Here is an 11553-nt window from a genome sequence, read left to right as displayed (position 1 = left end):
CGACCCACACCGCGCCCGAAACGCACGCACGCACGGACGGGAGGCGCGGTACCAGCCCGCACCGCGCCTCACGTCCGACCGTGCTCGCGACCATCCCGTGGTCGCGCGCTCCGAGACTCGGCCGGGCGGACGAGATGCGGGCCGCCGCGCCGCGAGACTGTCCGCCGAGCCGAGACTCGGCGAGACCGCCGCGCCTTGCCGCGCGCCGCGCTACGCGCGCGCCAGCAGCCCCAGCATGTCGACCACCCGGTTCGAGAACCCCCACTCGTTGTCGTACCAGGCGACCACCTTCACGTGCCGCCCCTCGTCGACACGGGTGAGCAGCGAGTCGAACACGCTCGACTCCGGCCGCCCCGTGATGTCCGTCGACACGAGCGGGTCCGCCGTGAACGCCAGCACCCCCGCGAGCGGCCCGGCGGCGGCGGCACGGTAGGCCTCGTTGACCTCCTCGACGGTGACGTCCCGCGACACCACGGTGTTCAGCTCGACGATCGACCCCACCGGCACCGGCACCCGGATCGCGTCACCCGACAGCTTGCCGTCGAGCCGCGGCAGCACGAGCCCGATGGCCTTGGCCGCTCCGGTCGACGTCGGCACGATGTTCACCCCGGCGGCACGCGCCCGACGCAGGTCGCGGTGCGGACCGTCCTGCAGGTTCTGCTCCTGCGTGTAGGCGTGCACGGTCGTCATGAACCCGTGCTCGATGTCCGCGAGGTCGTCGAGCACCGACGCCAGCGGCGCGAGCGCGTTCGTCGTGCACGAGGCGTTCGAGACGACGGTGTGCACCGCCGGGTCGTACACGTCGGAGTTCACGCCGTACGCGATGGTGGCGTCCGCGCCGGTGGCTGGCGCGCTGATGAGGACGCGGCGGGCTCCCGCGGTCAGGTGTCCCGCCGCTGCGTCGCGCGCGGTGAACCGGCCGGTCGACTCGAGCACGACCTCGACGCCGAGGTCACCCCACGGGAGCTCCGCCGGCTCGCGCGACGCGAGGACGCGGATCCGCCGTCCGTCGATGACGAGGGTGTCCCCGTCGACCTCGACGGTCCCGGCGAACGGGCCGAGCGCAGAGTCGTACCGGAACAGGTGGGCGAGCGTCTCGGGTGCGGTGAGGTCGTTGACGGCGACGACCTCGAGGTCGTCGCCTCCCCGGGCGAGGAGCGCGCGGAGGGTGTTGCGTCCGATGCGGCCGAAGCCGTTGATCGCGATGCGGGTCATGTGGACTTCCTTTCGTTCCGCGGTCCATGCTCACGGCCCGGGAGGCGCGGCTCCAGTGGCTGGGAAGCCAGCGTTCGAAAGGATGTCGCCACCACGGCGGCGGCGAGGTCAGTCCTGGAAGGTCCGCCGGTACTCGGTCGGCGAGGTCCCGAGGATCCGACGGAAGTGCGTCCGCAGGTTGGCGTCCGACCCGAGCCCCGCCCGCTCGGCGACCTGGTCGACGGCGAGGTCCGAGCGCTCGAGCAGCTCCCGTGCGAGGTCGACCCGAGCCCGGAGCACCCACTGCATCGGCGTGTACCCGGTGTCCTCGACGAAGCGCCGCGAGAACGTCCGCGGCGAGACCGTCGCGTTCCGGGCGAGGACCTCGAGCGTCAGCGGGTCGGCGAGGTGCCGGAGCGCCCACTCCCGCGTCTCGGCGAAGACGTCTCCGAGCGGCTCGGGCATGCTCCGCGGGACGTACTGCGCCTGCCCGCCGCTCCGGTACGGGGCACTCACGAGGCGCCGAGCGACGTGGTTCGACAGCCCGACCCCGTGGTCCTGCCGGACGATGTGCAGGCACAGGTCGATCCCGCTCGCCGCTCCCGCACTCGTCAGGACCGACCCGGCGTCGACGAACAGCACGTCCTCGTCCACGTCGACCTCGGGGTACCGGTCACGGAGCACCCGCGTGTAGTGCCAGTGCGTGGTCGCACGGCGGCCGTCGAGCAGTCCGGCGGCGGCCAGGGCGAACGCCCCGGTGGAGATCGCCGCGATCCGGACGCCCCGCTCGTGCGCCTGCCCGAGCGCCGCCACCACGTCGGCCGGGGGTGGCGTGTCCGCGGGGAACCGGTACCCCGGCACGAAGACCGTCTCGGCCCACTCGAGGGCGTCCAGCCCGTGGTCGACCGCGTACGCGAGGCCGTCGCCCCCGGCGATGCGTCCCACGCGGGGGCCGCACACCCGGACCTCGTACGGCATGCTCGGGCGGTTCGAGAAGACCTGCGCCGGGATCCCGACGTCGAGCGGCTTCGCCCCGTCGAGCACGAGGACCGCGACGCGGTGCAGGTGGGGCGTAGCCATGCAGCGACGCTAGCGCCCTCCGGGGACGTCAGGCGTCGCGGATCGCGAGGACCCGGTGCGGTGCCGCCCGCTCCGCCCGCCACCCGGTGGGCAGGACGTCCTGGAGTTCCGGCAACGTGAAGCTCCGCCGGATCGAGCGCAACCCGTCGACCCGCACGAAGGTGCCGGCCGCGATCAGCGTCGAACCGACCGCGTACGCCCGGTAGGCCGAGCGCGACCGCCGGATGTCCGAGTGCAGGCTGCGGCTCGTCGCCAGCTGTTCGGAGTCCGCGAGGAACCCGCGCCGCTCCTCGTCGCCGAGGTGGTGCAGCACGTGGTTCGACACGACGACGTCGAACCGCTCCCCCGCGGCGATGAGCTCGGCGCTCGACTGCTGCCGGAAGGTGACACCGCGCGGGGTGGACCGGGTCGCCGCGTCGATCGCCCGCGCGTCCGGGTCGGCCCCGACGACCTCGACGTCGAACCCGTCGGCAGCGGCCCACCGGACGAGCGCCCGCGCGAGGTCGCCGCCACCGCACCCGAGGTCGAGCACGCGCCCCCGCCCGTTCGCGGGGAGCGCCGGCGCGACGTGCGTCCGCCACGCGGAGCGCCAGCCGCTCACGAGTGCGTTCACCACGGCGAAGCGCCGGAACGTCCGAGCGAGCGCGCGCGGGTCGCAGTCCGGGTCGTCCATGAGTTCGTGGAGGTCCAGTGCGCGCGTGGTCAGGTCGACGGCCGGGAGGCGCGGGTCGATCCCCTCGGTGCGGCTCACGAGACGCCCGTGGTCGCCGTCTCGACCGCGTGGTCGCGGGTCTCTGCCGTCGCCGCCTTGGCCGGTTCGTCCTGCTCGCGGGTCGGGATCGACGGTCGCGTGCTGCCGACGGCGGTCAGTCGGGCGGCCTCGACCGTCAGGCCCGGCCCGAACGCGAGCGCGATGACGGGGGCACCGTCGTCGATGCCGTCGTCGAGCACCTGGCGGAGCACGAAGAGCACGGTGGCACTCGAGACGTTCCCGTGGTCGCGCAGGACGGCACGGCTCGCCGAGAGGGCGGCGTCCGGCAGCCCGAGGGCGACCTGCGTCCGGTCGAGGATCGCGCGACCGCCCGGGTGCACGGCCCAGGTCGGGACGTCGACGGCGGCGGAGCCCACGGCGGACAGCAGCGGTGCGACGGCCTCGGCGACCGTGGCGCCGACGAGCTTCGGGACGGCCGTGCTGAGCACCATCTCGAAGCCCTCGTCGCCGATGTTCCACGCCATCTCGGACGCGCCCTCGGGCACGACCGTCGTCGCGAAGTCGTCCAGGCGGAGTCCGGCGCCGTCGGCGGTGACCACGGCCGCCGCCGCACCGTCCCCGAAGACGCTGTTGGCGACGATCTGGTCCGGGTCGTCGCTCGCCCGGACGTGCAGCGTGCAGAGCTCCGCGCAGACGACGAGCACCACGGCGGACGGCACCGACTCGGCGAACGCCGCAGCGATGCGGAGCGCCGGGAACGCCGCGCAGCACCCCATGAACCCGATGTGCTGGCGGAAGACCGTGCGCGGGATGCCGAGTTCGGTAACGACGTCGAGGTCGGGGCCGGGCTGGGTGAACCCGGTGCACGAGACGGTCACCACGTGGGTGATCGATTCGGGTGTCACACCCGCGCGGTCCACGGCGTCGCGGGCGGCCGCCACGAACAGGGCCGGGGCGAGCTCGCGGTACCGGTCGTTCCGGGTGCCGGTCGACGGGGACCGCAGCACGCCGTGGTCGTCGCGGAAGGCGCCGGACGGCCGCGTGCTGTCGAGTTCCTCGAGCACCGTGTGCCGGTGCTCCACGGCGGAGGCGTCGAACGCGGCGGGGACGAGCCGCCTGCCGAGCCGGCCCAGGTCGGGCTGCGACGCGAAGAGGTCGCGCACCGCAGCCTGCTCGAGTGTCGTCTCGGGGACGGCGGTACCGATGGCGCGGATCGTTGCGGACACGACTCATCCTGTCACCGGGTCGCTGACGCGTCCCCAGGATCGACGGGAGGCGCGGTGCCAGCCGGCACCGCGCCTCCCGTCGATCGTGTGGTCCGGACTACGACTGCTGCGCGCGCTCCAGCACCAGCTCGCGGACGCGGGCGGCGTCCGCCTGGCCCTGCATGGCCTTCATGACGGCACCGATGATGGCGCCGGCGGCCTGGACCTTGCCGTCCTTGATCTTGGCGAGGACGTCGGGCTGCGCGGCGAGCGCCTGGTCGACCGCGGCGGTGAGCGCCGAGTCGTCCGACACGACCTTGAGCCCACGAGACTCGACGACCTGCGACGGCGACCCTTCGCCGGCGATGACGCCTTCGAGGACCTGGCGTGCCAGGCGGTCGGTCAGGTCACCGGACTCGACGAGGGCGATGAGCTCGGCGACGTGCTGCGGCGAGACGAGGTCACCGGGGGCGGCGTCCCGCGTGTTCGCGACACGGCTGATCTCACCCGTCCACCACTTGCGGGCGGCCTGCGGTGCGGCACCGGCGGCGACGGTCCCCTCGAGCTCGTCGAGCAGCCCGCCGTTCACGACGTCCTGGAACTCGAGGTCGGTGAACCCCCAGTCGCCCTTGAGCCGACGGCGTCGTGCCACCGGGGCCTCGGGCAGGGAAGCGCGGAGCTCCTCGATCACGGCCGGGTCCGGCACGACCGGGAGCAGGTCGGGCTCCGGGAAGTAGCGGTAGTCGTCGGCGTCGGACTTCGGACGACCGGCCGAGGTGCGACCGGTGTCCTCGTGCCAGTGCCGGGTCTCCTGCGTGATCGAGCCACCGGCGGCGAGGATCGCGGCCTGACGCTGGATCTCGTAGCGGATGGCCCGCTCGACGGCCCGGAACGAGTTGACGTTCTTCGTCTCCGTGCGCGTGCCGAGCTTCTCCTGCCCGCGGGGACGCAGCGAGATGTTCGCGTCGCAGCGGAGGTTGCCGCGTTCCATTCGCGCCTCGGAGACGCCGAGCGCCCGGACGAGGTCACGGATGACCTGCACGTACGCCGCACCGAGTTCGGGTGCGCGCTCCTCGGCGCCGAAGATCGGCTTCGTGACGATCTCGACGAGCGGGACCCCGGCGCGGTTGTAGTCGACGAGCGAGTACTCGGCACCCTGGATGCGGCCCGTGGCACCGCCGACGTGCGTCAGCTTGCCGGCGTCCTCTTCCATGTGGGCGCGCTCGATCGGCACGGTGAAGATGGTGCCGTCGGCGAGCTCGACCTCGACCTCGCCCTCGTACGCGATCGGCTCGTCGTACTGCGAGATCTGGTAGTTCTTCGGGTTGTCCGGGTAGTAGTAGTTCTTCCGGGCGAACCGCGAGGACTCGGCGATCGAGCAGCCGAGCGCGAGCCCGAGCTGGATCGAGTACCGCACGGCCTGCGCGTTGACGACCGGCAGCGACCCGGGGAGCCCGAGGTCGACCGGCGTCACGTTCGTGTTCGGCTCGCCACCGAAGAAGTTCGGCGCGTCCGAGAACATCTTGGTCTTCGTCGCGAGCTCGACGTGGACCTCGAAGCCGAGGACCGGCTCGTACAGCCGGAGTGCCTCGTCGAAGTCCATCAGCGCGTCCTTCTGCGCCATCAGATCACACCTTCCTGCGCAGCGGACTGCTGACTCTGGTCGAGGTCCGGGATGCTGTCGATGAGCGGGCGGCCCCACTGCTGCTCGAGCAAGCGTTCGAGGGCGGCGCCGTACCGGTAGAGCCGGGCGTCCTCGCGCTGCGGTGCCATGAGCTGCACGCCCGTGGGGAGCGAGTCCTCGGGAGCGAGGCCGTTCGGGATGCTCATGCCCGGGACGCCGGCGAGGTTCGCCGGGATCGTCGTCAGGTCGTTGAGGTACATCGCCAGCGGGTCGTCGATGCGCTCACCGATCGGGAACGCGGTCGTCGGGGCCGACGGGCTGACCAGCAGGTCGACCTGCTCGAACGCGGCCTGGAAGTCGCGCTGCACGAGGGTGCGGACCTTCTGCGCCGACCCGTAGTAGGCGTCGTAGTAGCCGGCGCTCAGCGCGTACGTGCCGAGGATGATGCGGCGCTTCACCTCGGGACCGAAACCGGCCTCGCGCGTGGCGGCCATGACGTCCTCGACGGTGGCACCGTTCTCGGGCGTCACGCGGAGCCCGAAGCGCACGGAGTCGAACTTCGCGAGGTTCGACGACGCCTCGGCCGGGAGGATCAGGTAGTAGGCGCTGATCGCGTAGGCGAACGACGGAGCGTCGATCTCGACGACGACCGCACCGGCCGACTCGAGCAGGGCGACGGTCTCGTGGAAGCGCTGGGTCACGCCCGCCTGGAAGCCCTCGCCACCGGCGAGCTCCTTCACCACGCCGACGCGCAGGCCGCGCAGCGTGTCCGCCTGCAGGCCCTCGCGCGCAGCGGCCGCCATCGACGGCCAGGCGTCGGGGATGCTCGTGGAGTCACGCGGGTCGTGCCCGCCGATGACGTCGTGCAGCAGCGCGGCGTCGAGGACGGTGCGCGACACCGGGCCGACCTGGTCGAGGCTGGAGGCCAGGGCGATCGCGCCGTAGCGGCTCACCCCGCCGTAGGTCGGCTTCACGCCGACGGTTCCGGTGACGGCGCCCGGCTGACGGATCGAGCCGCCGGTGTCCGAGCCGAGGGCGAGCGGTGCCTCGTGCGCGGCGACCGCGGCCGCCGAACCACCACCGGAGCCACCGGGGATGCGGTCGAGGTCCCACGGGTTGTGCGTCGGGCCGTACGCCGAGAACTCGGTCGTCGAGCCCATGGCGAACTCGTCCATGTTCGTCTTGCCGAGCGGCACGAGGCCGGCGGCACGGAGCTTCGCGACCGGGGTGGCGTCGTACGGCGGCACCCAGCCTTCGAGGATCTTCGAGCCGGACGTCGTGGGCATGTCCTGCGTGCACAGGACGTCCTTGATCGCGATCGGCACGCCGGCGAGCGGACCGAGGTCGTCACCGGCGGCACGGCGGGAGTCGATCGACTTCGCCGCGGCGATCGCGTTCTGGTTGACGTGCAGGAAGGCGTGGACGTCGCCGTCCACCGCCTGGATGCGGTCGAGGTGCGCCTGGGTGGCCTCGACGCTCGAGACGTCGCGCGCCACGAGGGCGTCGGCGAGCGCCGCGGCGCTCAGCTTCGTGATGTCGGTCACTGCTCTTCTCCCAGGATGGCCGTCACGCGGAACCGTTCGCCGTCGGAGTCGGGTGCGCCCGAGAGCGCCTGCTCCTGCGTGAGGGTCGGACCGACCACGTCGGGTCGGGTGACGTTGCCGAGCGGCACGGGGTGGCTGGTCGCCGGGACGTCCGGGGTGGCGACCTCGGTGACCTTGGCGACGCTGTCGACGATGTGCGACAACTCCCCCGTGAGCTTCTCGATCTCTTCGGGCGTGAGTGCGATACGTGCGAGGTTCGCCAGGTGGGCGACCTGCTCGCTCGTGATGTCAGGCATGGTGCTCCGTCGATCGGTTCGTGGATTGCGCACCAGTCTATTGGTGCCTCAGTGGCCCTTCTGCTTCCCCTGCGGCTTCTGTGGAGACTGCTGCGCTCCCGTCTGCTGACCCTGCTGCTGGCCCGACTGCTGCGTCGCCGCCGCGTCACCCTGGGAACCGCTCGACGATCCGCTCGACGACGAGTGGCTGGCCTGGCCGATCATCGCCGGGTCCGCAGCCGGCAGCGTGCCACCGCCGACGGTCTGGTCGAGGTACGACATCATCGACTTGCCGACGCCGAACTTCGCGCTGTACCCGGTGGTCCCCTGCAGGAACGGCCAGTTCGCCAGGCTCACGTTGCCCTGGACGTTGCCGATCCAGGTCGCGTTCGTGTACTTCGTGCTCGACGCGACGAGCCAGTTCTGCACGTCACCGTCGGTGGTGCCGGTCTTCGCGAACTTCGGGGTGCTGTCGCCGGGGTTGGCGCTCGCGGCCGTGCCGGACCCGGTGAGGACGCCCTGCAACGCGTAGTCGACCGTCCCCGCCACGTCGGCAGCGACACCCTGCGTGCAGGACGACGGCGTCGGGGTGATCTTCGTGCCGTCCGACTCGGTGACGGAGTCGATGGCGGTCGGCGTGCAGACGACGCCGCCGTTCGCGAAGCCCGCGTAGGCCTCGGCGAGGTCGATCGGGGACAGGTTGTTCACGCCGAGGATCGACGACGGGGTCTGTCCGAGCGAGCCGCCGGCCGCCGGGTGGATGCCCATCGACTGGGCGAGCTGCGCGATCTTGCACAGGTCGAGCTGCTTGCCCATCGCGGCGTAGGCGGTGTTGATCGACTCCGACGTCGCGGCCTGCACGGTCATCGACGACGGCACGTTCTCGGCGTTCGACACCGGCCAGGTCCCGCCGCTGACGTTCTGGCAGGTGTTCGTGAACTCCGAGTTCTGGAACGTGTGCTCGGTCGTCGACACCGACTGCGAGAGCGTGTGCCCGGTGGCGAGCCACTCGGCGAGCGTGAACACCTTGTACGTCGAGCCGGTCTGGAACCCGCCCGAGTTGCCGTACCCGCTGTCGGCGCTGTAGTTCACCGCGGTCGACCCGGCGGTCGAGGTGTCGCCCTGGGTGTACTGCGTGTTCTGCACCATCGAGAGGATCCGGCCGGTTCCCGGCTCCACGGTGACGTTCGATCCGCCGACGTCGACGCCGGCCATCGTCGACGGGACGTAGGTCGACAGCGCGGTCTGCGCCTGGGACTGCAGGTCGAGGTCGAGCGAGGTGTGGATCTCGAGGCCCTTGGTGTCGAGCGTCGCGATGCGCTCGGCGGCCGTCTTGCCGAACGCCGGGTCCTGCAGCACCTGGTCGCGCACGTAGTCGCAGAAGTACCCGGCGTCGTACCCGGTCGCGGCCGAGGAGCAACCGTTCGCCGTGGCGGTGATCTTCGGCGTGACCGGTGTCGCCTTCGCCTGCTCGAGCTGCGCCTTCGTGATGTCGTGGTGGACGTACATGCGCTGCAGCACGTAGTCGCGGCGTTCCTTGGTGGCCGCGTAGCCGTTCTTCGCGCCGTTGTCGGCGTTCGACGGCTGGTCGATGCGCAGGTTCGACGGGTTGTTGAGGATCGCGACGAGCGTGGCCGACTGGACGAGCGAGAGGTCCTTCGCGTGCACGCCGAAGTAGTACTCGGCACCGGCCTCGGCGCCGTACACGCGGCCGCCGAGCCCGACGAGGTTCAGGTACCCGGTGAGGATCTGGTCCTTCGAGTACTTCTTGTTCACGGCGATCGCGTACCGCATCTCCTGGAGCTTGCGCTGCGGGGTCACGCCGGCGGCGTCCTCGTAGCACGCGGCGACCTTCTTCTCGGTGTCCGCGGCGTCCTTGCCCGTGAGCTCCTCGCACTGCTGCACGAGGACGTTCTTCACGTACTGCTGGGTGATGCTCGACCCGCCCTGCACGTCACCGCCGACGACCGTCGCCGCCGCACCACGGAGCGTGCCGACGACGTCGATGCCGCCCTCGTCGTAGAAGCGGGGGTCCTCGGTGTCGATCGCCGCCTGCTTGAGCGTCTTCGCCATCGCCCCGGACGCCACGGTCGTGCGGTTCTCGGCGTAGAACGAGGCGATCTTGACCTGCTGTCCGCCCTTCTCCGCGTAGACGGAGGAGACCTGCTGCGGCGTCTGGATGTCGAGGTAGCTCGGCAGGTCCTCGAAGAAGGACACCGCCCCGGACGTGCTCTCGCCCGCGACGGCGACCCCCGGCGTGACGGCCACGGCGACGAGCATGCCGGCCAGCGCCGACATCGCGACGAACGTCAGGAGAGCACCAGGCCATCGCACCACACGCATGCAGGGCACCGTACGGTCACGATCTGGACTGGTTCTGCCGTGGAACGAGTCCACGCTGCACCGCCGCTCAGGTTCCCACCCAGGATCAGTCGCGGGGCTGGAGGTCCTGCGGTCGGACGAGGTACATGTCCGGCGACGCCTGCGGCAGCCCGTCGCCACCGCGCTCACCGCGCCGGACCTGCTCGCGGACGAGGTCCCCGCGGCCGACGGCGATGAGCGCGACGTCGTGCAGCGACGCCGTCCCCGGCTTGAGGTAGTCGTTGTGCCCGACCGGTCGGCGGAACACCTCGCCGGCCTCCTGCACGTCGACGCCGCCGGTCAGGTCGAGCACCGTCGATCCGAACCCCGCGGAGCCGGGATCGGTGCCGAAGTACCCGGAGCCGGCGATCGGGTCGCTGTGCGCATCGCCGACGAACACCTGCCCGGCGCTGACGGCCAGGTCGGCCGAGGTGCGCACGTCGCTCCCCGGCGAGCCCAGGACCGTCAGGGTGTCCGCGCTCATCTCCCCCGAGGCCAGCGCCATGAGCGCCGCGGTCGACCCGTACGAGTGCGCGACGATGTTCACCCGCGGTTCGTCGCCGTCGCGGATCTCCCGGAGCCCGCCGACCGTCCGGGCGAGGCGCTCCCCGCCCGTCTTGGCCATGCCGAGCGACATGATGTTCGACAGGTCCGGCGTGCGGTACCCCATCCACGCCACGACGGCGACGCCGTTGCCCGAGCCGGGCGCGGCCAGACCGGCCACGGTCGCCTGCTCGGTGTAGAGGTCGTTCGCGGTGTTCGTGAAGTCCGCCATCTGGCCGGTCACGGTGAAGAACATGCCGGGGACGACGACCGTGACGTCGGCGGCGGTGTCCAGGTCCCCGACGGCGATGGCCGCGCGCCCGGCCCCTCGCGTGTCGAGCGTGATGAGGTACCGGTCCGGTGCACCGACCTCGTGCACGAGTGCGTCGCGGACCTGGCCGAGCATCGCGGTCACGGCGGCCGCGGCCGAGTGGTCGGCGAGACCCGTGGCGAGGACCGCCCGGTTCGCACGGTCCCGGACCGCGTAGGGCACGCCCTCGAGGTTCCCGACGACGGACGGCGCGAGGGTCGTCAGCGTGTCGCGCTCGTCGTCCGAGAGTCCGGACCACCAGGCGGTGACCTCGGCGGCGGTCGGCGGGTCGTCCTCGGCGGTCGCGAGCACGTGACGGTCCTGACCGGCACGGAGGAGGTCCGCGCCGCTGAGCGACGACAGGTCGGTGAGGAACGCCCGCCCGTGCTCGACGGTGACCCCACCCGACGCGGACGACGGCCCGGACACGGACACTGACGCGGTCAGGTGTACCCCGGTCAGGACCGGTGCGGCTCCTGAGGTCCCCTCAGGGACCTGTGCGGAAGCATGCGCGACGGCCGCGGAGTGGGTGGCGGGCGCGACTGGGGCCTCGACCACTCCGAGCGAGTGCATCGAGGCGGTGAGCAGAGCCGCGGCGATGAGCAGCAATCGGGTCTCCCCCGGGAAGGCCGTCCCGTCGTCCCCCTGCAGACGACGGGTGATGCTCTAGCGAGTGTAAGGAGAATAGCCTTCCCGACGACGTGC

The 11553-nt window shown here is 71.7% G+C and carries 9 protein-coding genes; all 9 read right to left on the bottom strand.

Translation table 11 applies throughout. From position 1 onward, the window contains the following. Positions 1 to 210 precede the first annotated feature (210 nt). The 9 genes from gap to J2X60_RS13855 all read right to left on the bottom strand — a co-directional run bounded on the left by gap (position 211) and on the right by J2X60_RS13855 (position 11277). Positions 211 to 1215, bottom strand: coding sequence for a type I glyceraldehyde-3-phosphate dehydrogenase (gene gap, locus J2X60_RS13895; protein WP_309888274.1), 1005 nt, complete (start codon positions 1213 to 1215; stop codon positions 211 to 213). Between the two features lie 108 nt (positions 1216 to 1323). Further along, complete coding sequence (locus J2X60_RS13890; RefSeq protein WP_071302956.1) at positions 1324 to 2274, bottom strand: GlxA family transcriptional regulator; 951 nt, start codon at positions 2272 to 2274, stop codon at positions 1324 to 1326. A gap of 28 nt (positions 2275 to 2302) precedes the next feature. Beyond that, positions 2303 to 3025, bottom strand: coding sequence for a methyltransferase domain-containing protein (locus J2X60_RS13885; protein ID WP_309888272.1), 723 nt, complete (start codon positions 3023 to 3025; stop codon positions 2303 to 2305). Further along, positions 3022 to 4212, bottom strand: a complete 1191-nt coding sequence (locus J2X60_RS13880) for a type III polyketide synthase (protein WP_309888270.1) — start codon at positions 4210 to 4212, stop codon at positions 3022 to 3024. Before J2X60_RS13880 ends, J2X60_RS13885 begins: the two co-directional genes overlap by 4 nt. Positions 4213 to 4309: 97 nt before the next feature. Then, a complete protein-coding gene (gatB, locus tag J2X60_RS13875) occupies positions 4310 to 5815 on the bottom strand; it encodes an Asp-tRNA(Asn)/Glu-tRNA(Gln) amidotransferase subunit GatB (RefSeq protein WP_071295008.1) in 1506 nt (501 codons plus the stop codon). Next, positions 5815 to 7359 (bottom strand): Asp-tRNA(Asn)/Glu-tRNA(Gln) amidotransferase subunit GatA, encoded by a 1545-nt coding sequence (gatA, locus tag J2X60_RS13870; RefSeq protein ID WP_070416659.1) that lies wholly within the window; start codon positions 7357 to 7359, stop codon positions 5815 to 5817. Before gatA ends, gatB begins: the two co-directional genes overlap by 1 nt. After that, complete coding sequence (gene gatC / locus J2X60_RS13865) at positions 7356 to 7655, bottom strand: Asp-tRNA(Asn)/Glu-tRNA(Gln) amidotransferase subunit GatC (protein ID WP_070416660.1); 300 nt, start codon at positions 7653 to 7655, stop codon at positions 7356 to 7358. The genes gatA and gatC overlap by 4 nt, the downstream gene beginning before the upstream one ends. 48 nt (positions 7656 to 7703) lie before the next feature. Continuing rightward, on the bottom strand, positions 7704 to 9977 hold the full coding sequence (locus J2X60_RS13860) for a transglycosylase domain-containing protein (RefSeq protein ID WP_309888267.1): 2274 nt from the start codon (positions 9975 to 9977) through the stop codon (positions 7704 to 7706). 85 nt (positions 9978 to 10062) lie between these two features. Beyond that, a complete protein-coding gene (locus tag J2X60_RS13855; RefSeq protein ID WP_309888265.1) occupies positions 10063 to 11277 on the bottom strand; it encodes an alpha/beta hydrolase in 1215 nt (404 codons plus the stop codon). Positions 11278 to 11553 lie beyond the last annotated feature (276 nt).

It is taken from the genome of Curtobacterium sp. 320 (assembly GCF_031455235.1).
Lineage (GTDB): Bacteria > Actinomycetota > Actinomycetes > Actinomycetales > Microbacteriaceae > Curtobacterium.
This window is presented reverse-complemented; position numbering and strand designations above follow the sequence as displayed.

Coding starts and splice junctions, on each gene's coding strand:
- J2X60_RS13860 (WP_309888267.1), bottom strand. CDS start 9,977: ATGCGTGTGGTGCGATGGCCTGGTGCTCTCCTGACGTTCGTCGCGATG.
- J2X60_RS13890 (WP_071302956.1), bottom strand. CDS start 2,274: ATGGCTACGCCCCACCTGCACCGCGTCGCGGTCCTCGTGCTCGACGGG.
- gap (WP_309888274.1), bottom strand. CDS start 1,215: ATGACCCGCATCGCGATCAACGGCTTCGGCCGCATCGGACGCAACACC.
- gatC (WP_070416660.1), bottom strand. CDS start 7,655: ATGCCTGACATCACGAGCGAGCAGGTCGCCCACCTGGCGAACCTCGCA.
- gatB (WP_071295008.1), bottom strand. CDS start 5,815: ATGGCGCAGAAGGACGCGCTGATGGACTTCGACGAGGCACTCCGGCTG.